Annotated in this window: 18 protein-coding genes; 11 read left to right on the forward strand and 7 right to left on the reverse strand. The window is 70.4% G+C overall.

All coding sequences use genetic code 11. The features are described 5' to 3' along the window. Window position 1: 1 nt before the first annotated feature. The 5 genes from mtrB (at window position 2) to OHU34_RS25435 (ending at window position 7334) form a co-directional block, all read left to right on the forward strand. Window positions 2-2260 (forward strand): MtrAB system histidine kinase MtrB, encoded by a 2259-nt coding sequence (gene mtrB / locus OHU34_RS25415; RefSeq protein WP_405768450.1) that lies wholly within the window; start codon window positions 2-4, stop codon window positions 2258-2260. Further along, complete coding sequence (locus OHU34_RS25420) at window positions 2250-4094, forward strand: LpqB family beta-propeller domain-containing protein (protein ID WP_142264612.1); 1845 nt, start codon at window positions 2250-2252, stop codon at window positions 4092-4094. Before mtrB ends, OHU34_RS25420 begins: the two co-directional genes overlap by 11 nt. 344 nt (window positions 4095-4438) lie before the next feature. After that, complete coding sequence (locus OHU34_RS25425; RefSeq protein WP_405768452.1) at window positions 4439-5374, forward strand: ComF family protein; 936 nt, start codon at window positions 4439-4441, stop codon at window positions 5372-5374. Window positions 5375-5688: 314 nt separating this feature from the next. Beyond that, window positions 5689-6381 (forward strand): ribosome hibernation-promoting factor, HPF/YfiA family, encoded by a 693-nt coding sequence (hpf, locus tag OHU34_RS25430; RefSeq protein ID WP_230195559.1) that lies wholly within the window; start codon window positions 5689-5691, stop codon window positions 6379-6381. 206 nt (window positions 6382-6587) lie between these two features. Continuing rightward, entirely contained in the window at window positions 6588-7334 is a 747-nt protein-coding gene (locus OHU34_RS25435; protein ID WP_020133042.1) for a response regulator transcription factor, read from the forward strand. A gap of 31 nt (window positions 7335-7365) precedes the next feature. Here OHU34_RS25435 and OHU34_RS25440 read toward each other — a convergent pair whose 3' ends face one another. Both OHU34_RS25440 and OHU34_RS25445 read right to left on the reverse strand, forming a co-directional pair. Continuing rightward, window positions 7366-8565: a winged helix-turn-helix domain-containing protein gene (locus tag OHU34_RS25440; protein ID WP_142264609.1), complete on the reverse strand. Its 1200-nt coding sequence runs from the start codon at window positions 8563-8565 to the stop codon at window positions 7366-7368. 175 nt (window positions 8566-8740) lie between these two features. Continuing rightward, window positions 8741-9388, reverse strand: a complete 648-nt coding sequence (locus OHU34_RS25445; protein WP_230195560.1) for a GNAT family N-acetyltransferase — start codon at window positions 9386-9388, stop codon at window positions 8741-8743. 281 nt (window positions 9389-9669) lie between these two features. Here OHU34_RS25445 and secA point away from each other — a divergent pair, with 281 nt between their 5' ends. Beyond that, on the forward strand, window positions 9670-12516 hold the full coding sequence (secA, locus tag OHU34_RS25450; RefSeq protein ID WP_020133045.1) for a preprotein translocase subunit SecA: 2847 nt from the start codon (window positions 9670-9672) through the stop codon (window positions 12514-12516). A gap of 188 nt (window positions 12517-12704) precedes the next feature. On the opposite strand, the gene OHU34_RS25455 is transcribed toward secA, so the two are convergent. Then, window positions 12705-13391: an Rv3235 family protein gene (locus tag OHU34_RS25455; protein ID WP_142264607.1), complete on the reverse strand. Its 687-nt coding sequence runs from the start codon at window positions 13389-13391 to the stop codon at window positions 12705-12707. Between the two features lie 335 nt (window positions 13392-13726). On the opposite strand from OHU34_RS25455, the gene OHU34_RS25460 reads away from it, so the two are divergent. After that, window positions 13727-14242 (forward strand): DUF6912 family protein, encoded by a 516-nt coding sequence (locus tag OHU34_RS25460; RefSeq protein WP_142264606.1) that lies wholly within the window; start codon window positions 13727-13729, stop codon window positions 14240-14242. A gap of 195 nt (window positions 14243-14437) precedes the next feature. Next, on the forward strand, window positions 14438-15109 hold the full coding sequence (locus OHU34_RS25465) for an HAD family hydrolase (protein ID WP_142264605.1): 672 nt from the start codon (window positions 14438-14440) through the stop codon (window positions 15107-15109). 84 nt (window positions 15110-15193) lie between these two features. Here the strand turns inward: OHU34_RS25465 and OHU34_RS25470 are convergent, their stop codons facing one another. Next, the gene (locus OHU34_RS25470) at window positions 15194-15760 is read right to left on the reverse strand and encodes a DJ-1/PfpI family protein (protein WP_142264604.1); all 567 of its coding nucleotides are present in this window, start codon (window positions 15758-15760) and stop codon (window positions 15194-15196) included. Window positions 15761-16486: 726 nt separating this feature from the next. Here OHU34_RS25470 and OHU34_RS25475 point away from each other — a divergent pair. Beyond that, on the forward strand, window positions 16487-21436 hold the full coding sequence (locus OHU34_RS25475; RefSeq protein WP_142264603.1) for an NAD-glutamate dehydrogenase: 4950 nt from the start codon (window positions 16487-16489) through the stop codon (window positions 21434-21436). Window positions 21437-21545: 109 nt separating this feature from the next. Here the strand turns inward: OHU34_RS25475 and OHU34_RS25480 are convergent, their stop codons facing one another. Both OHU34_RS25480 and OHU34_RS25485 read right to left on the reverse strand, forming a co-directional pair. Continuing rightward, on the reverse strand, window positions 21546-22400 hold the full coding sequence (locus OHU34_RS25480) for an ABC transporter ATP-binding protein (RefSeq protein WP_142264602.1): 855 nt from the start codon (window positions 22398-22400) through the stop codon (window positions 21546-21548). Further along, window positions 22393-23310 carry an ABC transporter permease gene (locus OHU34_RS25485; protein ID WP_020132368.1) on the reverse strand — a complete coding sequence of 306 codons (918 nt, stop codon included), beginning with the start codon at window positions 23308-23310 and terminating at the stop codon, window positions 22393-22395. Before OHU34_RS25485 ends, OHU34_RS25480 begins: the two co-directional genes overlap by 8 nt. A gap of 172 nt (window positions 23311-23482) precedes the next feature. Between OHU34_RS25485 and OHU34_RS25490 the strand changes: the two genes are divergently transcribed. Continuing rightward, window positions 23483-24130 carry a TetR/AcrR family transcriptional regulator gene (locus OHU34_RS25490; RefSeq protein ID WP_142264601.1) on the forward strand — a complete coding sequence of 216 codons (648 nt, stop codon included), beginning with the start codon at window positions 23483-23485 and terminating at the stop codon, window positions 24128-24130. A 36-nt stretch (window positions 24131-24166) separates the two neighbouring features. After that, the gene (locus OHU34_RS25495; protein WP_142264600.1) at window positions 24167-24811 is read left to right on the forward strand and encodes a response regulator transcription factor; all 645 of its coding nucleotides are present in this window, start codon (window positions 24167-24169) and stop codon (window positions 24809-24811) included. A gap of 103 nt (window positions 24812-24914) precedes the next feature. Here OHU34_RS25495 and OHU34_RS25500 read toward each other — a convergent pair whose 3' ends face one another. Beyond that, a complete protein-coding gene (locus OHU34_RS25500) occupies window positions 24915-25412 on the reverse strand; it encodes a MarR family winged helix-turn-helix transcriptional regulator (RefSeq protein WP_020132371.1) in 498 nt (165 codons plus the stop codon). Window positions 25413-25538 lie beyond the last annotated feature (126 nt).

Consider the following 25538-nt stretch of genomic DNA (forward strand, 5'->3'; position numbering starts at 1 on the left):
CATGTCCGGAGACAGTGCCGCTTCGGCCCCCGGTCGTTCCGGGGCCCGTCCGGAGCGGCCTGTCGGCCGTAGGACGCCGGGTTCACGCTTCGCACGCCTCCTCGAAGGGGGCCTGTTGCAGGGCGGGGTGCAGGGCAGCCCGGTCCTGCGGCTGCTGCTGCGCTGGGTGCGCAGGCCGCTGCTGCCCGTCATGCGGCTGTGGCGGCGCAACATCCAGCTCAAGGTCGTCGTCACGACACTGCTGATGTCGCTGGGCGTCGTCCTGCTGCTGGGCTTCGTCGTCATCGGCCAGGTGCGCAACGGGCTGCTGGACGCCAAGGTGAAGGCGTCCCAGAGCCAGGCCACCGGCGGATTCGCCGTGGCCAAGCAGAAGGCCGACGAGGCCGCCAGCGCTGCCGCCGCCGACGGGACCCCGGCCGACGGCGGCGCCTCGCAGAACGTCATCGAATGGATGAGCGAGCTCGTCCTGTCGCTGTCCAGCGGCGGCCAGGGCGCCTTCGACGTGGTCACCCTGCCCCCCGGCGACGTCAGCGGCGTCGCCCGCGGGCCGCGTGCCTCCGGCTTCGTCGACCCCGACAAGAGCGTCCCGGAGAAGCTGCGCGAGCAGGTCTACAGCAGCACCGGTGCGGCGCAGAGCTACTCCCGGATCATCTACCTCAACGACAAGGAATCCCAGCCGGCCCTGGTCATCGGCAAGCAGGTCAACGACCCCAACGGCGATCCGTACGAGCTGTACTACCTCTTCCCGCTCACCCAGGAGGAGAAGTCGCTGAGCCTGGTCAAGGGGACGCTGGCGACCGCCGGGCTGTTCGTCGTCGTCCTCCTCGGCGCCATCGCCTGGCTCGTGGTGCGGCAGGTCGTCACGCCGGTGCGGATGGCCGCCGGGATCGCCGAGCGGCTCTCCGCCGGACGACTGCAGGAACGGATGAAGGTCACCGGCGAGGACGACATCGCACGCCTCGGTGAGGCCTTCAACAAGATGGCCCAGAACCTCCAGCTGAAGATCCAGCAACTGGAGGACCTGTCGCGGATGCAGCGACGGTTCGTGTCCGACGTCTCGCACGAACTGCGGACGCCGCTGACGACCGTCCGCATGGCCGCCGACGTCATCCACGACGCCCGGGTCGACTTCGACCCCATCACCGCGCGGTCCGCCGAACTGCTCGCCGACCAGCTCGACCGGTTCGAGACACTCCTCGCGGACCTGCTGGAGATCAGCCGCTTCGACGCCGGCGCCGCCGCCCTCGAGGCCGAGCCGATCGACCTCAGGGAGGTCGTCCGGCGGGTCGTCAGCGGGGCCGCGCCGCTCGCCGAACGCAAGGGGACGACCGTACGCGTCATCGGCGACCAGCAGCCCGTCGTCGCCGAGGCCGACGCCCGGCGGGTGGAGCGGGTGCTGCGGAACCTGGTGGTCAACGCCGTGGAACACGGCGAGGGCAAGGACGTCATCGTCAAGCTGGCCGCCGCGGGCGGGGCCGTCGCGATCGCCGTGCGCGACTACGGAGTCGGCCTCAAGCCCGGCGAGGCCACCCGTGTCTTCAGCCGGTTCTGGCGGGCCGACCCGGCACGCGCGCGTACCACCGGCGGTACGGGTCTGGGGCTGTCCATCGCCCTGGAGGACGCACGACTGCACGGCGGCTGGCTGCAGGCCTGGGGAGAGCCCGGCGGCGGCTCGCAGTTCCGGCTGACGCTGCCCAGGACCGCCGACGAACCGCTGAGGGGCTCGCCGATACCGCTCGAGCCCAAGGACTCCCGCCGCAACCGGGGAGCCCTCGACGAAGCCGGTCTGCCGCGCGGCGGCGGCCAGAAGAGCGCGACGGTGCCGATGCAGCCCGCCGGCGAACAGCTGTCGGCCGCCCGGAGCCAGCTCACGCCCCGGATGGGCGCCTCGGCCCCCACGGCCGACCCGACGGCGCTGCCGGGCAACGGCGCGCGCGTGGTGCCCCGCCCAGCCCCGGGCGCGGGCAGCGGCGGAGGCGGCGGCGGACGCGGGGAGGACGAGCCGCGGGCTGTGGGGGCAGCCGGGGCAGTCGGCGCAGGTGGGGCCGCTGGGGAAGCCGGCGCAGGACGCGGCGAGAACCCGGAGCGGACGGAAGCGGCTGGTACCGGGGGTGTGGCCGGCACCGGTGACGCGGCCGACACGCGTGACACGCGTGACACGCGTGACACGCGTGAAACGGCACTGAGGGGGACTTCGGACCGGCACAGAGCCGGAGCGGAGGGCTCGAACGAGCAAGGGGAGGCATTTCGTGGGCGCTGAGTGGCGCGAGGGGGGAACCCGGCGCACGCCGGGGCGCGCGGTGGCGTACGCCACCTGTGGCGTCGTCCTGCTGGCCGGGTGCGCCTCGATGCCCGACAGCGGGGATCTGCGCGGCGTCGAATCCACACCGCGCCAGGACACCCAGGTACGGGTGTTCGCGATGCCGCCCCGGGACGACGCACAGCCACTGGAGATCGTCCAGGGCTTCCTCGAAGCGCTCACCAGCGACGACCCCGGCTACGCGACGGCACGGCAGTACCTGACCGAGAAAGCCGCCCAGAAATGGGAGCCGGAACGGTCCACGACGGTCCTCACGGACGGGCCGGCGACCGATGCCGGGCCCACCGGGACCAGAGACGACGGCGACGACTACTCGTACACCCTCACCGGCACCCGGGTCGCCACCGTCGACGCACAGCAGTCGTACGCACCCGCCTCGGGCGACTACGGCCAGGTGGTCCACCTCGGCCGCGACAAGAAGAACGGGCAGTGGCGCATCGACGCCCTCCCCCAGGGCGTCGTCATGGGCAGGTCGGACTTCCAGCGCAACTACGTGTCCGTCAACAAGTACTACTTCGCCTCCAACACCACGGCCGACGGCTCCGCCGGCTCCCGACAGCCCATGGCCGTCGCCGACCCCGTCTACGTCCGTGAACGCGTCGACCCGATGACGCAGATGGTGCGCTCCGTGCTCACGGGCCCCACCAGCTGGCTCCGGCCCGTCGTCAGATCCAGCTTCCCCACCGGGACCGCGCTCCCCAAGGGCGTCACCGCACTGACCCCCGACGACCAGAACAAGCTCACCGTCCCGCTGAACGACAAGGCCGCCCACATCGGACAGGGCAAGTGCGACGAGATGGCGGCCCAGCTGCTGTTCTCCCTCCGCAGCCTGACCCCCGCCGTCGACGAGATCGCGCTGCGCGCGGGCGGCACCCAACTGTGCTCCCTCACCGAGGAACGGGCCGCGGCCGTCGCCGCCCGCGGCTCCGAGAGCAACCCCGGCTACCTGTACTTCATCGACGGCCAGCACCGCCTCGAACGGATGACGAGCGGCAGCGGCAACACCAAGGCCGACCCCGTGCCCGGAGCGCTCGGCGACGGCGCCAAGGCACTGCGCTCGGTGGCCGTGTCCCGCGACGAACACAGCGCCGCGGGAGTCGCGCTCGACGGCAAGGCGCTCTACGTCACCTCCACCGTCTCCGGCAGCTCCATCGGCGACCCCGTCCTCCAGAGCAAGGGCAAGACGGAGACCGACCGGCTCACCACCCCCAGCTGGGACACCCAGGGCGACCTGTGGGTCGCCGACCGCGACCCCGCCGCGCCTCGGCTGCTCCTGCTGGAGAAGGGTGCCGGCCAGCCGCTGGAGGTGCTCACTCCGGGACTCGACGGCCGTATCAACGCCGTACGGGTGGCCGCCGACGGGGTACGGATCGCGCTCATCGTCGACAAGGGCGGCAAGCAGTCCCTGTTCATCGGCCGGATCGAACGCGGCCCGGGCAACGGCGAGCAGGCGTCCGTGTCGCTCCAGGAACTGCGCTCCGCGACACCGGAGTTGGAACAGGTCACGGCCATGTCGTGGGCCGGGGACAGCCGGCTCGTGGTCGTCGGGCGCGAGGCCGGCGGCGTGCAGCAGGTGCAGTACATGCAGTGCGACGGCTCGGTGCCCGAAGCGGGAACGCTCCCCGGCCTCACGGAGGTCACGAGCATCGCCGCCTCCGAGGACAGTGAGATCCCGCTCTTCGCGACCTCCAAGGAAGGGCTGCTGTGGCTGCCCGGCGGAAGCGGGTGGCGGACGCTGAAGGAGACCGCCTCGGCCGCGTTCTACCCCGGGTGATCTTTGCCCGCCCGGAGCCCCGGAGCCCCGGAGCCCCGGAGCCCCGGAGCGGAGCGTGGGGATCGGGGTTTGCGGCGGGGGTGCGGGGCGGCTCGGGCGGTTTGAGGCGGCCCGGGGTGTGTAACCCGGGTGGCCGGAGTGGGCCGGGGGTTCGGGGGGAACTTCCGGACCCCTTCTCCCATTGGGGCCCGGGGTTTCTTGAGTGCTCTTTTCCGGCTGCCCTTTTTGGCGTTCCGATCGTTTCAGGTGCCTTCGGCCGGCTTCCCGAGAGTTTTCCACAGGGCGCCCCGGGCGGTTTTCCACAGGGGTGGCGGGCCGCCTCCGGCGTCGGCACAGTAGTGCACGTGGAAGGCGTTCGCAGGTGGTGGCAGGAACTCGCCGGCCTGGTGCTGCCCGCCGAGTGCGGGGGCTGCGGAAGTGCGCGTACGGTGCTCTGCCCGCCCTGCCGTGCGGCGCTGGGCGGGGCCGAGCCGTTCCGGGTCCGTCCGGTGCCGGAACCGCCAGGGCTGCCCGCCGTCCACGCGGCGGCCCGGTACGCGGACGAGGTACGGGCGACGCTGCTGGCCCACAAGGAACGCGGCGCGCTGGCACTGGCGCGACCGCTGGGCGCGGCGTTGGCGGGGGCTGTGCGGGCGGGGGTGGGGGAGGTGGGGTGGGGGGAGGGGGAGGGCCCCCGGACCCCCGGAGATCTCCTGCTCGTCCCCGTCCCCTCCACCCGCGCCACGGTGCGGGCGCGTGGGCATGATCCGGCTCGGCGGATCGCGTTGGCGGCGGCCGGTGAGTTGCGGCGGGTGGGGGTGCCGGCGCGGGTGGCCGCGGTGCTGCGGCAGCGGCGGGCGGTGGCCGACCAGTCGGGGCTCGGCTCCCGGCAGCGGCTGGACAACCTGGTGGGCGCGCTGACGGTGGTGCCTGGGGGTGCGCGGGTGCTGTGCGGTGGGCCGGTGGTTCTCGTGGACGACGTGGTGACGACGGGCGCCTCGCTGGCGGAGGCCGCACGGGCGGTGCGGGCGGTGCGGGTGGCTGAGGCGGCGCAGCGGGCGGGACAGGGGCAGAGTGGCCGGTGTGAGGAGGAGGCGAAGGGTGCGTTGTGTGGTGAAGGGGCGACGGCCGGGTACGTGGGTAGGACTCGGGAAGACAGTAAGAAGCTGTCGGGAGCGGAGGTGACAGGCGTGGACGGGGTGTCGGTGAGAGCTCTGGACGACGCCGGCGGAGCCGGTGACGTGCTCTGCGCGGCCGTGGTCGCCGCGTCGCCGGACTCTTTCGAAATAAACCGGAACTGAGTGAGAACTTGCGTCGTTGCAGGTAATGAGAGGGCCAATTCGCCTGAACGGAGGTACGCCGCAGTAGAGGGTGACGACATCCGTCCGGGCGAGATATGTTCGGTTGTGAGGGAAAGCCGCAGGCCACACCTCTCATATCTGAATGCCGTGCTGCGGTTTTCGAAATCTTCCGCAGCACCTGGGGTGTAGATCTCGCCCATGGGGGAGGAGGAGGTGGAAAGTCACCGAGTCCGAGGTTCCGGTGCTCACCGGAACCTGGTGCAAAAGGGAGACGCTCCGCACCGAAGCGGAGTGATCCGGGAACGGAGTTCTGCGTGGACATCGTCGTCAAGGGCCGCAAGACCGAGGTGCCCGAGCGGTTCCGCAAGCACGTGGCCGACAAGCTGAACCTGGAGAAGATCCAGAAGCTCGACGGCAAGGTGATCAGCCTCGACGTGGAGGTGTCCAAGGAGCCCAACCCCCGACAGGCCGACCGGTGCGACCGAGTGGAGATCACACTCCGGTCCCGCGGCCCTGTGATCCGGGCGGAGGCGGCCGCCAGCGACCCGTACGCGGCGCTCGACCTGGCGGCGGAGAAGCTGGATGCCCAGCTGCGCAAGCAGCACGACAAGCGTTACACGCGCCGCGGCGCCCGCAGGATCTCCGCGGCGGAGGTTTCCGACTACGTCCCCGGTGTGGCGACGCTCAACGGCAACGGCCGTCCCGTCCCCGCCGACGAGTCGGACAGCGTGCCGACCAAGCGGATCGGCTCGCTGGAGGTGCAGGGCGACGGCCCCCTCGTAGTGCGCGAGAAGACCCACGTCGCCGCTCCGATGACTCTCGACCAGGCCCTCTACGAGATGGAACTGGTCGGACACGACTTCTATCTGTTCGTCGACTCCGAGACCAAGCAGCCCAGCGTCGTCTACCGGCGGCACGCCTACGACTACGGCGTGATCTACCTCGACACCGACCCGATGGTGACCCAGGCGCACGCGCCCGAGGCGGGCGGCGCGTTGGGCGGCTGACGCTGCCCGGTGACAGCTGAGCGGTGTGCCCCTGGAGCGCTGTGTGCGCCCCCAGGGGCACCCGTGTGCGACCCCTTCGGGCACCACTCTGTCACCGCGTTGTCGTCCGGGCATGGAATCATGGCCAGGGCGGCTCAACCGGTGGGCCGCTGCCTTGGGTTGGCGACGGCACAGGACCACGGCCACAGCCTTCAGGGGGAGGAACGATGGCGGACAGCTTCGGACCGATGCGGGACGACGATGCCGACGACGGCGTCGTCGGCATGGGCCCGGACGGGGGCACCTCACGCAAGGAGCCGATCAGAGTCCTTGTCGTGGACGATCACGCCCTGTTCCGCCGCGGACTGGAGATCGTGCTCGCGGCCGAGGAGGACATCCAGGTAGTCGGCGAGGCGGGTGACGGCGCCGAGGCCGTGGACAAGGCGGCCGACCTGCTGCCGGACATCGTGCTGATGGACGTACGGATGCCCAAGCGCGGCGGTATCGAGGCCTGCACCTCCATCAAGGAGGTGGCTCCCAGCGCGAAGATCATCATGCTGACGATCAGCGACGAGGAGGCCGACCTCTACGAGGCGATCAAGGCGGGCGCGACCGGCTATCTCCTCAAGGAGATCTCCACGGACGAGGTCGCCACCGCGATCCGCGCGGTCGCCGACGGGCAGTCACAGATCAGTCCCTCCATGGCGTCGAAACTGCTCACCGAGTTCAAGTCGATGATCCAGCGGACCGACGAGCGTCGCCTCGTTCCCGCGCCGCGGCTGACGGACCGGGAGCTGGAGGTGCTCAAGCTGGTCGCCACGGGAATGAACAACCGTGACATCGCCAAGGAGTTGTTCATCTCCGAGAACACCGTGAAGAACCATGTGCGCAACATCCTGGAGAAGCTTCAGCTGCACTCCAGGATGGAAGCGGTCGTCTACGCGATGCGGGAGAAGATTCTCGAGATCCGCTGACCAGCCCGGCTCCGACGCGGCGCGGTCCGGGTCAGGCCAGTGCGCGGGTGAGCTCTCGGGCGAGGGGATCGCGCAGGTCAGGGGCGTCCACCCGCTCGACGCGTACGTCCGTGCAGTCCACCCAGGTCGCCGCCTCGAGCAGGGCCTGGGCCACCGCCGGGACCGCCTTCGGGCCGTCCAGAGTGACCTGCCTGGCGATCAGGGTGCGGCCTTCGCGCGCCGGGTCCACGCGGCCGACGAGCCGGCCGCCGGCCAGGACCGGCATCGCGAAGTAGCCGTGGATCCGCTTCGGCTTGGGGACGTAGGCCTCCAGCCGGTGGGTGAAGCCGAAGATCCGCTCGGTGCGCGCCCGCTCCCAGATCAGGGAGTCGAAGGGGGACAGGAGCGTGGTGCGGTGGCGGCCGCGCGGGGGTGTTTCCAGAGCCGCCGGGTCGGCCCAGGCGGGCTTGCCCCAGCCTTCGACCGTGACCGGTACCAGGCCCGAGTCGGCGATCACGGTGTCGACCTGCTCGCCCTTGAGGCGGTGGTAGTCGGCGATGTCCGCGCGCGTGCCCACGCCGAGCGACTGGCCGGCCAGGCGGACGAGGCGGCGCAGGCACTCGGTGTCGTCCAGCTCGTCGTGCAGCAGGTCGGCGGGGACGGCGCGTTCGGCGAGGTCGTACACGCGCTTCCAGCCGCGGCGCTCGACGCAGACCACCTCGCCGTACATCAGCGCGCGTTCCACGGCGACCTTGGTGCCGGACCAGTCCCACCATTCGCTGGTCTTCTTCGCGCCGCCCAACTCGGTTGCGGTGAGGGGGCCTTCGGTGCGGAGCTGCTTGATGACCTGGTCGTACGTGCCGTCCGGGAGAGCGTGGTTCCAGTGCGGGCGGGCGCGGTAGGCGCGGCGGCGGAAGGCGAAGTGGGGCCATTCCTCGATGGGGAGGATGCAGGCGGCGTGGGACCAGTACTCGAAGGCGTGCGGTCGTGCCGCGGGCGTGCCCGCGGACTCGGGTTTCCAGTACGCGTCCTCGATCGTCCTGCGGCCCACCGCTCCCAGGCGGGCGTAGGGGATCAGCTCGTGGGAGCGGGCCAGGACCGAGATGGTGTCGAGCTGGACCGCGCCGAGGTGACGGAGGACGCCGCGGACTCCGGCCCTGCGGTCGGGTGTGCCGAGGAAGCCCTGCGCGCGTAGGGCGATGCGGCGGGCTTCGTCTGCCGAGAGGGTGGTGTCGGGGCGCGGGGTCGTCATGGCTCGCACGATAGGGGGTGGGACTGACAGTGCGGGGTGAGCTGGGGGTTTGAGGGTTCGGGGTGCGATCGAGGGCGGCTTCGCCGCGGGTTTCGCCCCCGCCGCCGCCCCTACCCTTCCCGTCCCTGGGGGCTGCGCCCCCGGGCCCCCGCTTTCGGCCTGGACGGCCTCGTCCTCAAACGCCGGACGGGCTGGTTGTCGCCCCGGACGCCCCGGACGCCCCGGACGCCCCGGACGCCCCGGACGGGCCGGAGGGTGCCGGAACGTACGGTGCTGTCGAGGGCAGTCCCAGGTCCGACGGGAGCAGGGAGGCCAGCCAGCAGTCGCGGCGTACGCCCTTGTTGGCGATGGCCGAGCGGAGGGTGCCTTCCAGGGTGAAGCCGGCGTTCTCGGCGACCGTGCGGGAGGCGGTGTTGCCGATTTCGGCCCGCCATTCGAGGCGGTCGACGGGCAGGGTGGTGAAGGCCCAGCGGGCCGCGGTGAGGGTGGCCTCGGTGGTGTAGCCGTGGCCGCGGTGTTCCTTGGCCGCCCAGAAGCCGACCTCGGCCGTGCCGGGGGAGCGCATGGTGAGGCTGAGGACGCCGGTGAGGGCTCCGTCGGGGAGGAAGACGCCGAAGGTGAACATGGAGCCGCTCGCCCAGCCCTCCGGGGCGAGCAGTTCGGTGAAGCTTCGGGCGTGCTCGGGGAGGTAGGGGGAGGGGATCGTGGTCCAGCGCTGGATGTCGGGGTCCTGGGCGGCGGTGTACACGGCGTCGGTGTCCTGCGGGTCGAGGGGGCGCAGGACGAGGCGGGGGGTGGTGAGGGTGACGGGCTCGGGCTCCATCGGCCGATTCTGCGCGGGGTGTCCCGGCGGGCGCCATCTTTTTGCGGTGTGTGAGCGCGTGATCACAATTCGCGCAATTCGTCCGGCGGACGCGGCACCATCGGCGGGGCCCGGCCGTTGTCCCCTTTGAAGAAGATTTTGGAGCAGGTGCGCAGCAGTGTGTGGTCCTCGTCGCGGCAGGCCTCCCGGGGTGGCGGGGTCCTCGCATACGATGGCCGTTGCTCAGCAAGTCCACTGGAAACCGACCGTCCCAGGCCCGACCGGCAAGGAGACCAACCCCCGTGTCCGTCCTCTCGAAGATCATGCGTGCAGGCGAAGGCAAGATCCTGCGCAAGCTGCACCGCATCGCGGACCAGGTCAACTCCATCGAAGAGGACTTCGTCGACCTCTCCGACGCCGAGCTGCGGGCCCTCACCGATGAGTACAAGCAGCGGTACGCCGACGGTGAGAGCTTGGACGACCTGCTGCCCGAGGCGTTCGCCACTGTGCGCGAGGCCGCCAAGCGTGTCCTCGGTCAGCGTCACTACGACGTGCAGATCATGGGTGGTGCCGCCCTGCACCTCGGCTATGTGGCCGAGATGAAGACCGGTGAGGGCAAGACGCTCGTCGGCACGCTGCCCGCGTATCTGAACGCGCTGTCCGGCAAGGGCGTCCACCTGATCACGGTCAACGACTACCTGGCCGAGCGCGACTCCGAGATGATGGGTCGTGTCCACAAGTTCCTGGGCCTGGAAGTCGGCTGCATCCTCGCCAACATGACGCCGGCGCAGCGCCGTGAGATGTACGCGTGCGACATCACGTACGGCACGAACAACGAGTTCGGCTTCGACTACCTGCGCGACAACATGGCGTGGGCGCAGGACGAGCTGGTCCAGCGCGGCCACAACTTCGCCATTGTCGACGAGGTCGACTCCATCCTGGTCGACGAGGCGCGTACGCCGCTGATCATCTCGGGTCCGGCGGACCAGGCCACCAAGTGGTACGGCGACTTCGCCAAGCTGGTGACGCGCCTGAAGAAGGGCGAGGCCGGCAACCCGCTCAAGGGCATCGAGGAGACCGGCGACTACGAGGTCGACGAGAAGAAGCGCACGGTCGCCATTCACGAGGCCGGTGTCAGCAAGGTCGAGGACTGGCTGGGCATCGACAACCTCTACGAGTCGGTGAACACCCCTCTGGTGGGCTACCTGAACAACGCCATCAAGGCGAAGGAGCTCTTCAAGAAGGACAAGGACTACGTCGTCATGGACGGCGAAGTCATGATCGTCGACGAGCACACGGGCCGTATCCTCGCCGGCCGCCGGTACAACGAGGGCATGCACCAGGCGATCGAGGCGAAGGAAGGGGTGGACATCAAGGACGAGAACCAGACGCTCGCCACGATCACCCTTCAGAACTTCTTCCGCCTCTACAAGCGCCACGACCACAACGAGAAGGAACAGCCCGGCCTCTGCGGCATGACCGGTACGGCGATGACCGAGGCCGCCGAGTTCCACCAGATCTACAAGCTCGGCGTGGTCCCGATCCCGACGAACCGGCCGATGGTCCGTAAGGACCAGTCCGACCTGATCTACCGCACCGAGGTCGCGAAGTTCGAGGCGGTCGTCGACGACATCGCCGAGAAGCACGAGAAGGGCCAGCCGATCCTCGTCGGTACGACGTCGGTCGAGAAGTCCGAGTACCTGTCGCAGCAGCTCTCCAAGCGGGGTGTCCAGCACGAGGTGCTGAACGCCAAGCACCACGAGCGTGAGGCGTCGATCGTCGCCCAGGCCGGTCGCAAGGGTGCCGTGACGGTCGCCACCAACATGGCCGGCCGTGGTACCGACATCAAGCTCGGCGGCAACCCCGACGACCTCGCGGAGGCGGAGCTGCGCCAGCGTGGCCTCGACCCCGAGGAGCACATCGAGGAGTGGGCCGCCGCGCTGCCCGCCGCTCTGGAGAAGGCCGAGCAGGCGGTCAAGGCCGAGTTCAACGAGGTCAAGGAGCTGGGCGGCCTCTACGTGCTGGGTACCGAGCGGCACGAGTCGCGTCGTATCGACAACCAGCTGCGCGGTCGTTCCGGCCGTCAGGGCGACCCGGGCGAGTCCCGTTTCTACCTGTCGCTGGGTGACGACCTGATGCGGCTGTTCAAGGCGCAGATGGTCGAGCGCGTGATGTCGATGGCGAACGTGCCGGACGACGTGCCGATCGAGAACAAGATGGTCACGCGCGCGATCGCGTCCGCGCAGTCGCAGGTGGAGCAGCAGAACTTCGAGACGCGTAAGAACGTCCTGAAGTACGACGAGGTGCTCAACCGTCAGCGTGAGGTCATCTACGGTGAGCGGCGCCGCGTTCTGGAGGGCGAGGACCTTCAGGAGCAGATCCACCACTTCATGGACGACACGATCGACGCGTATGTCGGCGCGGAGACCGCCGAGGGCTTCCCGGAGGACTGGGACCTGGACCGGCTGTGGGGCGCCTTCAAGCAGCTCTACCCGGTGAAGGTCACCGTCGAGGAGCTGGAGGAGGCGGCCGGTGACCGGGCCGGTCTGACCGCCGAGTTCATCTCCGAGTCCATCAAGGACGACATCCGCGAGCAGTACGAGTCGCGGGAGTCGCAGCTCGGTTCCGAGATCATGCGTGAGCTGGAGCGGCGGGTCGTGCTGTCGGTCCTGGACCGCAAGTGGCGCGAGCACCTCTACGAGATGGACTACCTCCAGGAGGGCATCGGTCTGCGCGCGATGGCGCAGAAGGACCCGTTGGTCGAGTACCAGCGCGAGGGCTTCGACATGTTCTCCGCGATGATGGACGGCATCAAGGAGGAGTCCGTCGGCTACCTGTTCAACCTGGAGGTCCAGGTCGAGCAGCAGGTCGAGGAGGTCCCGGTGGCGGATGCCGCGCCGGTCGACATGGAGAAGCAGGACGTGGTGCCGGCGCAGGCGGGTTCGCGTCCGGAGATCCGGGCGAAGGGTCTGGACGCTCCGCAGCGTCGTCAGTTGCACTTCTCGGCTCCGACGGTGGACGGCGAGGGCGGCACGATCGAGGGCGACTTCGACAGTGACGAGGACGAGCCGGTGCGCTCGGAGGCCGATGGCCTCACGCGCGCGGAGCGTCGCAAGCAGGCGAAGGCCGGTCGGCGCCGGAAGAAGTAGGGCGCGTCCGCCTGCGGCGGGGTGTCTTCGGGGCGCCCTGTCCGCCGGACCGGGACGTGTGATGCGTGACGGTGTGGCGTGACGTGTGTGCCGTATGACGTGACGGCGCTGTGGGCTTCGTAGTGGCTTGAGGGCCGGGTCACCTTCGGGTGGCCCGGCCCTTTGCCGTCGGGCGGTTCTGATGCGGTTCAGTCGTCCTGGGGGCGGGGCCTGCGGGTGCCGTCGAGTTCCACCGCGGTGCAGCGCCAGCGGTGGTCGGTGCCGAGTTCCAGGCGGAAGGCCATGGCCCGTAGGCGGTCGCCGGCACCGATGCGGGCGAAGGCCTCGATGGCGCCGGGGCGGGGGACGTAGTAGCCGATGTCCCGGACGACGGGGCGGGCGCCCCGGGTGGTGCGCAGGGGGCCGCGTTCGGCGAGGTGGGCCAGGTCGTCGTAGGCGTGGCCGAGGGTGTGCCGGAGCATGAAGTGCACGGGGCGCCGGCCGGTCAGGACCGCGAGGAGGCGGTCGGCGAAGAGGTCTGTGGGGCGAGGCTGGGAGACGGGGCGGCGGGGGGTCTGGGTCTGGATCTGGGTCCGGGCGGGGACGGTCGGGGAGCCGGTGGGGGCCTCGGTGGCCTTGGTGGGGGTGCCGGAACCGGGTCGGGGGGTCGGGTGGTGGGTGAGGGACTGGGGGGTTGCGGGGCGGCCGTCGGTGGGGCGGGTGCGGGTGGGGGAGGCGGTGCCGGGGGGACCGGGTGGGCGGCCGCCGCCGGGTGCCGTACGGGGGGCGCCGCCGCTCGGGGTGCGGGGTGGGGCGCCCGCGGGGCGGCGGGTGTCGCGTCGGCCGGGAGGGCGGGTGCCGGGGTGGTGCTGCGTCCTCGTCATGACCTTGTGCATGGGTGTCCCCGTTCGGTGGGCTCGGCTCTACCGGTCGGTAACTTGCCGTTGTGGATCTTGTACGTGGTCGCGGTGCGTGACGGCAAGGAAGCGGAGAGCCCTCGGTGGAGGGGTGGGAGGTTCACCTATCAGGGGTGGTGGGGGGTGGTGGAAGCCCGGTGCTGCGGGGGCGGGCCGGGTGAGTATCGTGGCTCGGGGTTGACGGTCCCGGGGGTGCGGACAGGGGCCCGAAAGGGGACGGCCGCACGTATCCTGAAGGCCCTCGGGGAGACGCGGAACCGTCTCCTCCCCGGGGCACCGAGTCCGAGCCCGCGACCACGAAAGAGCGGCCAGCCATGCGCGTCTACGTCCCCCTGACCCTCCCCGGTCTCGCCGAGGCGCACAAGACGGGTGAGCTGGGGTCGGGGCCGCTCGTCGCGTACGCCGTCACGCCCGCGTTGCGCGAGTGGTACGTCTCCGACGACATCGAGGAGCTGGAGTACGCGGCGCTCAGCAGGGCCGCGCTCGCCTCGCTGCGGTTGCTCGCGGCGGATCCGGGCGCCCCGCGGCGCCGGGTCGTGGTCGCCGTCGACGTACCCGACCGCGCGGCCGCCGCGGACCCCGACCGGGGGCTCGATCCGGCGGCGCTGGGTGAGGTCCGGGTGACGGGCGGCGTGCCGCTGGCCAAGGTGGCCGCGGTGCATCTCGACGCCGGTGAGGCCGAGGCGGACGTGACCGCCGCGGCGGAGGCGGTCGTTGCGGCGGACGGTGGGGACGACGACGCGCAGTTCGTCGTCGACGGGGCCGAGGACCATGAGCTGTTGTGGTTCGCCAGGCAGGAGATCCCGACTCTGGTGGGGTCGGGCGACTGAATTCGCTCGGTCGGCTGCCGGTTGCCGATCTGCGGGCGGGCCGATCTGCAGGCGTGCGGACCCGAGGGCGGGCCGATCTGTGGGCGTGCCGGCCCGTCGAGCTGCCCCGAGCCGTCGGCGTGCCTGGTCCGGTGGGGTGGGGCGCCGCTTCGGCCGGTCACTTGATTGTCGGTGGGGGCGGGTACGTTTGCGGGTATGGGGAAGCAGGAAGCGGCGCACATCGTCTGGGACTGGAACGGGACGCTGTTCCACGACAACGACGCGATCATCGGGGCGACGAACGCGGCATTCGTCGAGCTGGGGCTGGAGCCGATCACGTTGGAGCGGTACCGGGCGCTGTACTGCGTTCCGGTGCCGAAGTTCTACGAGCGGCTGATGGGCAGGCTGCCCACCGATGCCGAGTGGGAGGTCATGGACGACGTCTTCCACCGGTACTACGCCGAGCACCGGGTGGGGTGCGGGCTCACCGAGGGTGCGGTGGAGCTGCTCGCGGGGTGGCGGTCGGCGGGGCACAGTCAGTCCCTGCTGAGCATGTACGTGCACGATGAACTCGTGCCGCTGGTCCGAGGGTTCGGGATCGAGCCGCACTTCGTACGGGTCGACGGGCGGACCGGGCCCTCCGGCGGCAGTAAGGCCGAGCACATGGTGCGGCACCTGGAGGCGCTGACCGGCGTGCAGGCGGCGCGCACGGTGGTGATCGGGGATGCCGCCGATGACGCGGTGGCCGCGTTGCATGTGGGCGCGCGCGCCGTCCTGTACACCGGCGGGTCGCACAGCCGGGCCAGCCTAGAGGTGGTGGGGGTGCCCGTGGTGGACACGCTGGGGGAGGCGGTGGAGGCCGCGGGGCGGTTGGCTGCGGCTGCGTAGGGGTTCGCGGGCCGGGTGCGGCGTCGTGTCGTGTCCTGGGGCGCCCTATGGCGTCCTGGGGGCGCCGCACCCGTGCGGGTCGGGTCACGTCACTGGTGCCTTCGTGCGGAGCACCTTCAGGAACTCGCGCATCCAGGCCGAGTGGTCCGGCCAGGCGCGGGCGGAGACCAGGGCGCCGTCGACCACGGCCTCGGCGTCCTGGAAGGTGGCGCCTGCCGACTGCATGTCGAGCTCCAGGGCCGGGTACGCCGTGACGCGTCGGCCGCGGAGGGCGTCGGCGGCCGCGGTGAGCAGGGGGCCGTGGCAGATCTGGGCGACGGGTTTGTCGGCGTCGAAGAACGACTTGAGGATCTTGCGGAGTTCGGGGTCGTTGCGGAGGTACTCGGGGGCCCGGCCGCCGGGGATGACGACGGCGGCGTACTGGCCGGGGTCGACCTCGGAGAAGGCGAGGTCGGCGGGCCAGGTGTAGCCGGGCTTCTCGGTGTAGGTGTCGAAGCCGGGTTCGAAGTCGTGGACGACGAACTGGAGCTTTTTGCGGGCGGGGGCGGCGATGTGGACCTCGTAGCCTTCCTCGCGGAGGCGCTGGTAGGGGTAGAGGACTTCCAGGGATTCCGCTGCGTCGCCGGTGACGATGAGGATTTTCGTGGACATGGTGGGCGGCTCCTCTCGGGCGGGCGTTGCTCTGGGCAACGTGCCTCTTGGGGGTGGGCTTGCCAAGAGGGGGCGCTTTCAGCGTCCCGCGCGGTGGGGTCGGCGTCGACTTTTCTCGCCCCCGCCGCCCCTACCCGTCCCATCCCAGGGGCTCCGCCCCTGCGCCCCGGCGGGGACTGCGTCCCCTGCCCATCCCAGGGGCTCCGCCCCTGCGCCCCGGCGGGGACTGCGTCCCCTGCACCCCCAGGGGCTCCGGCCGCCCCCTTCCCACGTCACCCCCCGTTTTGCCTCTGTGCAGATCGGCAAAGTTCTGGGCTGGGTTTTGTACACATACGGCTCATGACGGGAGGCCCGGGAGGGGCGATAGCCTTGGTGGCGTGATCAGCGCGATAGCTTGCGGGGGCACTGTTGCCTCCGCCCTGCGCCCGGTGTGTGCGGACCATCTCCGCAGCCGGGCGGCGGACGCTGGTCGGCGCGGGCGGGACGGGGCCGAGAGGGCCCCCAGGACGCCGTGCACCCCCCGGATGCACCTGGCGCGGAGAGCAGCGTCACACCCGGGAGTGGTGTCGAGAATGGCTGATAACCCCCCGCTCATCTCACCTTGCGGCATAGCGTCGGAACAGACCGGAGACCCCGGGCCGTGGCGTCGAGCCGCAGGGGAAGAGACCGTACTTCACGTACTTCCTTCTACGTCACGCAACGGCGCGCGACAGGAGCCAGAGGACAATGCAGACCAAGCTGGACGAAGCCAAGGCCGAGCTGCTCGAGAGGGCGGCGCGGGTCGCTGAGAACAGCCCGGTCGGGGGGCATCTACCGACTGGGACGACGGGCGAGGGTGGCGGTACTCCGGGGACCCCGGACCACGCCTCCCTCCTCGCGTTCCTCCAGCGCTACTACCTGCACACCGCCCCGGAGGACCTGAACGGCCGTGACCCGGTCGACGTCTTCGGAGCCGCGCTCTCGCACTACCGGCTGGCCGAGAACCGGCCGCAGGGGACGGCCAACGTACGGGTCCACACGCCGACCGTCGAGGAGAACGGGTGGACGTGCAGCCACTCGGTCGTCGAGGTCGTGACCGACGACATGCCGTTCCTCGTCGACTCCGTCACCAACGAGCTGACCCGGCAGGGGCGGGGGATCCACCTCGTCATCCACCCGCAGGTCGTCGTGCGGCGTGATGTGGCCGGCAAGCTCATCGAGGTGCTCAGCACCCCGCCCGCTGCGGGGGAGCTGCCGCACGACGGGCATGTCGAGTCGTGGATCCACGTCGAGATCGACCGTGAGACCGACCGGGCCGACCTGAAGCAGATCACCGCCGACCTGGTGCGCGTCCTGTCCGACGTGCGGGAGGCCGTCGAGGACTGGGAGAAGATGCGGGACACCGCGCTGCGGGTCGCCGATCACCTCCGGGAGGAGCCCGTCCCCGGTGATCTGGCGCGGCCCGAGGTCGACGAGGCCCGTGAGCTGCTGCGCTGGCTGGCCGCCGACCACTTCACGTTCCTCGGCTACCGGGAGTACCAGCTGCGCGGGGACGACTCCCTCACCGCCGTTCCCGGGACCGGGCTCGGCATTCTGCGCTCCGACCCGCATCACGCCGACGCCGACAGCCACCCCGTCAGCCCCTCCTTCGAGCGGCTGCCCGCCGACGCCCGCGCCAAGGCGCGGGAGCACAAGCTGCTGGTGCTGACCAAGGCGAACAGCCGGGCCACCGTGCACCGGCCCTCCTACCTCGACTACGTCGGTGTGAAGAAGTTCGACGAGGACGGGAACGTCGTCGGGGAGCGGCGCTTCCTCGGGCTGTTCTCCTCCGCCGCGTACACCGAGTCCGTGGTGCGGGTGCCGGTCGTGCGGCGCAAGGTCGAGGCCGTGCTGAAGGGCGCGGGGTTCTCGCCCAACAGCCACGACGGGCGCGACCTGCTCCAGATCATGGAGACCTACCCGCGCGACGAGCTCTTCCAGACGCCGGTGGACGAACTCCGGTCGATCGTCACGTCCGTGCTGTATCTCCAGGAACGGCGGCGGCTGCGGCTGTACCTGCGGCAGGACGAGTACGGGCGCTACTACTCGGCGATCGTCTACCTGCCCCGCGACCGGTACACCACGGGCGTGCGGCTGCGGATCATCGACATCCTCAAGGAGGAGCTGGGCGGGACGAACGTCGACTTCACCGCCTGGAACACCGAGTCGATCCTGTCCCGGCTGCACTTCGTCGTGCGGGTCCCGCAGGGCACCGAGCTGCCGGAGCTGTCCGACGCCGACAAGGAGCGCATCGAGGCGCGGCTCGTCGAGGCGGCGCGTTCCTGGGCGGACGCGTTCCAGGAGGCGCTCACGGCCGAGCTCGGCGAGGAGCGGGCCGCGGAGCTGCTGCGGCGCTACGGCAGTGCCTTCGCCGAGGGCTACAAGGCCGACCACAGCCCGCGTTCCGCCGTCGCCGACCTGTGCCATCTGGAGCGGCTCACCGAGGAGCGGAACTTCTCGCTCAGCCTGTACGAGCCGGTGGGTGCCGCGCCCGGCGAGCGTCGCTTCAAGATCTACCGCAAGGGTGACGCGATCTCCCTGTCGGCGGTGCTGCCGGTCCTGAACCGGCTCGGTGTCGAGGTGATCGACGAGCGGCCGTACGAACTGCGCTGCTCGGACCGAAGCAACGCCTGGATCTACGACTTCGGTCTGCGGATCCCCCAGTCGCTGGCGGGTCCCGGGGGCGACCTCGGTGACGACGGGCGTGAGCGGTTCCAGGAGGCGTTCTCGGCGACCTGGACCGGCAAGGCGGAGAACGACGGGTTCAACGCGCTGGTGCTGGGCGCCGGGCTGCACTGGCGGCAGGCGATGGTGCTGCGCGCGTACGCCAAGTACCTGCGCCAGGCCGGGTCCACGTTCAGCCAGGACTACATGGAGGACACCCTCCGGACCAATGTCCACACCACCCGGCTGCTCGTGTCGTTGTTCGAGGCGCGGATGTCGCCGGACCGGCAGCGTGCCGGGCACGAGATCGTCGACGCGCTGCTCGAGGAGCTGGACGCCGCCCTCGACGAGGTGGCCTCGCTCGACGAGGACCGGATCCTGCGGTCCTTCCTCACGGTCATCAAGGCGACCCTGCGGACGAACTTCTTCCAGGAGCGCGCGGGCGGCGAGCCGCACGACTACGTGTCCATGAAGTTCGACCCGCAGGCCATCCCGGACCTGCCGGCGCCCCGGCCCGCGTTCGAGATCTGGGTGTACTCGCCGCAGGTGGAGGGCGTGCACCTGCGGTTCGGGAAGGTCGCGCGCGGTGGTCTGCGCTGGTCCGACCGGCGGGAGGACTTCCGTACCGAGGTGCTCGGCCTGGTCAAGGCGCAGATGGTGAAGAACACCGTCATCGTGCCGGTCGGCGCCAAGGGCGGCTTCGTCGCCAAGCAGCTGCCCGACCCGGGCGTGGACCGTGACGCGTGGCTGGCCGAGGGAATCGCCAGCTACAAGACGTTCATCTCGGCGCTGCTCGACATCACCGACAACCTGGTCGGCGGGGAGGTCGTGCCGCCGGCCGACGTCGTGCGGCACGACGAGGACGACACCTACCTGGTGGTCGCCGCCGACAAGGGCACGGCGACGTTCTCCGACATCGCCAACCAGGTCGCGCAGTCGTACAACTTCTGGCTCGGCGACGCCTTCGCCTCCGGTGGCTCGGCCGGCTACGACCACAAGGGCATGGGCATCACCGCCCGCGGTGCCTGGGAGTCGGTGAAGCGGCACTTCCGGGAGCTGGGTGTGGACACCCAGGCCGAGGACTTCACGGTCGTCGGCGTCGGTGACATGTCGGGTGACGTGTTCGGCAACGGCATGCTGCTCAGCGAGCACATCCGGCTGATCGCCGCCTTCGACCACCGGCACATCTTCATCGACCCGAAGCCGGACGCGGCGACCTCCTACGCCGAGCGCCGCCGGCTGTTCGAGCTGCCCCGCTCCAGCTGGGCCGACTACAACGGCGACCTGATCTCGGCCGGCGGCGGTGTCTTCCCGCGGACGGCGAAGGCGATCCCGGTCAACGCCCACATCCGCGAGGCGCTGGGCATCGAGGCGGCCGTCACCAAGCTGACCCCGGCCGACCTGATGAAGGCGATCCTGCGGGCGCAGGTGGACCTGCTGTGGAACGGCGGCATCGGCACGTACGTGAAGTCCGGTGCGGAGTCGAACGCCGACGTCGGCGACAAGGCCAACGATCCGATCCGGGTGGACGGCGCCGATCTGCGCGTCAGGGTCGTCGGTGAGGGCGGCAACCTGGGCCTGACCCAGCTCGGCCGGATCGAGTTCGCGCTGCACGGCGGCAAGATCAACACGGATGCCATCGACAACAGCGCGGGCGTCGACACCTCCGACCACGAGGTGAACATCAAGATCCTGCTCAACGGTCTGGTCGGCGAGGGCGACATGACCGTCAAGCAGCGCAACAAGGTGCTCGCGGAGATGACCGACGAGGTCGGCGTTCTCGTCCTGCGCAACAACTACGCGCAGAACACGGCGATCGCCAACGCCCTCGCCCAGTCCAAGGACATGCTCCACGCCCAGCAGCGCTTCATGCGCCACCTGGTCAGGGAGAAGCACCTGGACCGGGCCCTGGAGTTCCTGCCCACCGACCGGCAGATCCGTGAGCGTCTCGGCGCCGGCCAGGGTCTGACCAGCCCGGAGACGGCCGTCCTGATGGCCTACACGAAGATCACGGTGTCGGACGAGTTGCTGCACACCTCGCTGCCCGACGACCCGTACCTGCGGAGCCTGCTGCACGCGTACTTCCCGACGGCGTTGCGCGAGCGGTTCCCCGAGGGGATCGACAGCCACCCGCTGCGCCGCGAGATCACCACGACCGTCCTGGTCAACGACACGGTCAACACCGGCGGTACGACGTATCTGCACCGGCTGCGGGAGGAGACCGGCGCCTCGCTGGAGGAGATCGTGCGGGCCCAGACCGCGGCCCGGGCGATCTTCCGCTCGGCGCCGGTCTGGGACGCGGTGGAGGAACTCGACAACCGGGTCGAGGCCGACGTCCAGACCCGTATCCGTCTGCACTCGCGGCGGCTCGTCGAGCGCGGTACGCGCTGGCTGCTGAACAACCGGCCGCAGCCGCTCCAGCTCGCCGAGACCGTCGACTTCTTCGCCGAGCGCGTCGAGCAGGTGTGGTCGCAGCTGACGAAGCTGCTGCGGGGCGCGGACCTGGAGTGGTGGCAGCGGATCCACGACGAGCTGGCCGACGCCGGTGTCCCGGACGAGCTGGCCACCCGGGTGGCCGGGTTCTCCTCGGCCTTCCCGGCGCTGGACATCGTCTCGGTGGCCGACCGCATGGGGCGGGACCCGCTGGACGTCGCCGAGGTCTACTACGACCTCGCCGACCGTCTGCGCATCGCCCAGCTCATGGACCGCATCATCGAGCTGCCGCGTGCCGACCGCTGGCAGTCCATGGCCCGTGCCTCCATCCGCGAGGACCTGTACGCGGCCCACGCGGCGCTGACGGCGGACGTGCTGGCCGCCGGCAACGGCACCTCGACGCCCGAGCAGCGTTTCAAGGCGTGGGACGAGAAGAACGCGGCGATCCTGGGCCGGGCGCGCACCACGCTGGAGGAGATCCAGAGCTCGGAGACGTTCGACCTGGCCAACCTGTCGGTGGCCATGCGCACGATGCGTACGCTGCTGCGGACGCACTCGTAGAAACCCGGGAAATCCCCGGAAACACGGGAAACAGGGGGTGCCCCCGAGCCGTCGAGGCTCGGGGGCACCCCCTGTCGGGTCCGGTCCGTCCGGTGCTTCCGCCGTTCCGTCAGGCGGGCTTCGGCTTGGGCTTGGCCTTCTTCTTGTCGCCGGTGAACGCCTCGTACGCTTCGAGGACCTCCTCGGTCGGGCCGTCCATGCGCAGCTCGCCGCGCTCCAGCCACAGCACCCGGTCGCAGGTCTCGCGGATCGCGGCGTTGCTGTGGCTGACCAGGAAGACGGTGCCGGCGTGCGCGCGCATCTCCTGGATGCGTTCCGCCGAGCGCGCCTGGAACCGGGCGTCACCGGTCGACAGTGCCTCGTCGATGAGGAGTACGTCGTGGTCCTTGGCGGCGGCGATGGAGAAGCGCAGCCGGGAGCCCATGCCGGAGGAGTAGGTGCGCATCGGCAGCGAGATGAAGTCGCCCTTCTCGTTGATGCCGGAGAAGTCGACGATCTCCTGGTAGCGCTCCTTGATCTGCTCGCGCGTCATCCCCATGGCGAGCCCGCCCAGGTAGACGTTGCGTTCGCCGGTCAGGTCGCCCATCAGGGCCGCGTTGACGCCGAGGAGGGAGGGCTGGCCGTCGGTGTAGATCTTGCCGTTCTCCACCGGCTGGAGGCCCGCGATCCCCTTCAGCAGCGTCGACTTGCCGGAGCCGTTGGTGCCGATGAGGCCGATCGCCTCGCCCTTGTAGGCGACGAAGGTGACGTTCTTGACGGCGTGCACCGTGCGCATGCCGGCGGCCTTCTGGGCCTGCCGGGGGCGGATGATGCGGTTGAGGGCCGCCGTCGCGCTGCCCCGGCCGCTGCCGGTGCCGTTGATCCGGTAGACGATGTCGACGCCGTCCGCGATGACGGTGGGGGCCCGCTCGTCGACGGGCTCGGTGGGTGCGGTGGGCGCGGTGCGCGTTGCGTTCTCAGCCACGGCCGTACGTCTCCTCAGCCTTCCAGAAGTAGATGAAGCCGCCGACGCCGGCGAGCAGCGCCCAGCCGGTCGCGACCAGCCACACGTGGGGCGGCAGCTGGCTCGCGTGGAAGCTGTCGATCAGCGCGAAGCGCATCAGGTCGATGTAGACGGCGGCGGGGTTGGCCCGCAGCAGGTCGGCGACCCAGGTCGGCATGCCCTGGTGCTTCTCGAGCAGGTTGTCGATGCTCCACATCACGCCCGAGATGTACATCCAGGTGCGCAGGATGAACGGCATCAGCTGGGAGATGTCCGGGGTGTTCGCGCCGAGCCGGGCCAGGATCATCGAGACGCCGGCGTTGAAGACGAACTGGAGTGTCAGGGCCGGAAGGACGAGGACCCAGGACAGCGCCGGCGGCACGCCCACGGCGAACAGGATGATCAGCAGGGCGGCCATCGAGAACAGCAGCTGCTGGAGTTGCTGGAGGCAGAACGAGATCGGCAGGGCGGCCCGGGGGAAGTGCAGGGCCCGCACCAGTCCGATGCTGCCGCCGATGGCCCGGGTGCCCGCCATGATCGAGCTCTGCGTGAACGTCCAGACGAACACGCCCGTGACCAGGAACGGGATGAAGTCCGCCACGCCCTTCTTGGTCTCCAGCAGGACACCGAAGATGAAGTAGTAGACCGCCGCGTTCAGCAGCGGGGTCATCACCTGCCAGACCTGGCCCAGCTTCGCCTGGCTGTACTGGGCGGTGAGCTTGGCGGTGGCGAACGCGGTGATGAAGTGGCGGCGCGCCCAGAGCTGGCGGATGTACTCGGGCAGGGACGGGCGGGCGCCGCTGACCGTGAGGCCGTGACGGGCGGCCAGAGCCGCGAGGTCGCCGTGGGGGGCGGCCTGTGTCTGGGGCGGTGTGTGGAGGACCTGACTCACATCCGCTGCTTTCGCTCGGGGGAAGGGTGCGGGCGGCGGCGTTTCCGTGGGCCGCTCGACGTTTCCTTACGCTTTTCTTTACGTTTTCTTACGTCGGGACGGGACCGTATCGTCGCAACGTGAGAGTAGGCCGATTCGTCGTCGGAACGCAACCGTTTCGTCGTAACGCCCTATGCTGGTCCGTATGACGACGAACGCGACGAACGCCGATGGACCCCAGGTGCGCCCGCGCCGCCGGGCCCCCGCGGGCGCGGCCGTGCTCCGCGAGGACGTGACGGAGGCCATCAGGGCCGCCGTGTTCGAGGAGCTCGCGACCGTCGGCTACGCGCGGATGTCCATCGAGGGGATCGCCCGGCGGGCCGGGGTGGGCAAGACCGCGGTGTACCGGCGCTGGCGCTCCAAGCTGCACCTGGTCCTCGACATCGTCTCGGTGATCGCCGTGCAGGGCCTGCCGGCCCCGGAGACGGGCAGTCTGGAGGGCGACCTGCGCATGCTCTACGAGGTGACCTCCCGGGCCCTGCGGCATCCGGTGGCCTCGCAGATCATCCCCGACCTCCAGGCCGAGGCGGCCCGCAACCCGGAGATCGCCGAGGCCCTGCAGAAAGCGCTGAAGCAGGGGCAGGAGGAGGTCGCCCTGAAGATCGTGGCGGCGGCGGAGCGGCGCGGCGAGGTCCGCGCGGGGCTGAACGAGGAGCTGGCGCTCGATCTGATCTCGGGTCCGCTTTACTGGCGTTCGGTCGTGATCCGCAGCCCGAAGCTGCCCAAGGGCTACCTGGGCGCGCTGGCTCGTGCGACCACCGAGGCGATCAAGGCGCTGTAAGGGGCGCGCGGACGCCGTGACGGGAGCCGAGGTGGCATGAGGATCGTGATGGCCGAGGACAATGCCCTGCTCAGGGAGGGCCTGGTCCTGCTGCTGACATCGGCCGGGCACGAGGTCGTGGCCGTCGTCGGCTCCGGCCCCGAGGTCCTGCCGGCGCTCCTGTGGCACCGGCCGGACGTGGCGGTGCTCGACGTGCGGATGCCGCCGGGCTTCCGCGACGAGGGGCTGCGGGCCGCGCTGGAGGCCCGCGAGAGGATTCCCGGCCTGCCGGTGCTGGTGCTCTCCCAGTACGTCGAGGAGTCCTATGCCGCCGAGCTGCTGGGCGGGGGCGCGAGCGGGGTCGGCTATCTGCTGAAGGACCGCGTGGGCCGGGTGGACGAGTTCCTCGACGCCCTGGAGCGGGTCGCCTCCGGCGGTACGGCTCTCGACCCCGAGGTCGTCACGGAGCTGATGTCCCGCCGTCGCGACTCACCACTGGTCTCGCTCACCCCGCGCGAGCGCGAGGTGCTGAAGCTCATGGCCGAGGGCCGCGACAACACCACCATCGCCGACACCCTCGTCATCACCGAACGGTCCGTCAGCAAACACATCGGCAACGTGTTCCTGAAGCTGAGCCTCCCCCCGAGCGACAGCGGCCACCGGCGGGTGCTGGCGGTGCTGGCGTACCTCAACAACGCCTGACCCGGGTCGACGGGGAACTCGGGGAAACTCGGGGAAACTCGGGGAAACGCGGGGGGTTCGCGAACGGTCCGTCACCGCCATCGCGTCGTGAGGGCCCGGCCCGTCATCCGCGCTCCGGCTCCTCCTCCAGGGCCGCCGCGTCGAGGGCCGAGGTGAGCTGGTCGAGGTGTTCGCGCAGGTCCCTGATCTCGTCCAGGTCGAACCCGGTCGCCGAAACGATCCGGCGTGGCACCCGCAGGGCCCGCTCGCGCAGGGCCGTGCCCTCCTCGGTGAGCCGGATCTCCACCGAGCGCTCGTCGCGCGCGCTGCGCTCCCGGCGCACCAGGCCGGCCGACTCCAGCCGCTTGAGCAGCGGGGAGAGTGTGCCGGAGTCGAGGCGGAGGTGTTCGCCGAGCTTCTTGACGGGCAGTTCGCCGTGCTCCCACAGGACCAGCAGCACCAGGTACTGCGGGTAGGTCAGCCCGAGTTCCTTGAGGATCACGCGGTACACGCCGTTGAAGGCGCGCGAGGCGGCGTGCAGGGAGAAGCAGATCTGGCTGTCCAGACGGAGCCAGTTCTCCTCGGCGTTCTCCTGCGCTGCGGGTGTGGGCGTAGCGGTCATGTCTCCAGGGTAGCTCCAGCGAGCCATTTAGTTGTGCACAACTGAATTGTGTGCTCTACTTATCTCCGTGAGGCGGTCCGGACGCGAACAGCGCGAGGGCCGGCCACCCCCCGACACGACTTCCGA

Source organism: Streptomyces sp. NBC_00080 (assembly GCF_045041255.1).
Classification (GTDB): Bacteria; Actinomycetota; Actinomycetes; order Streptomycetales; family Streptomycetaceae; genus Streptomyces; species Streptomyces coriariae.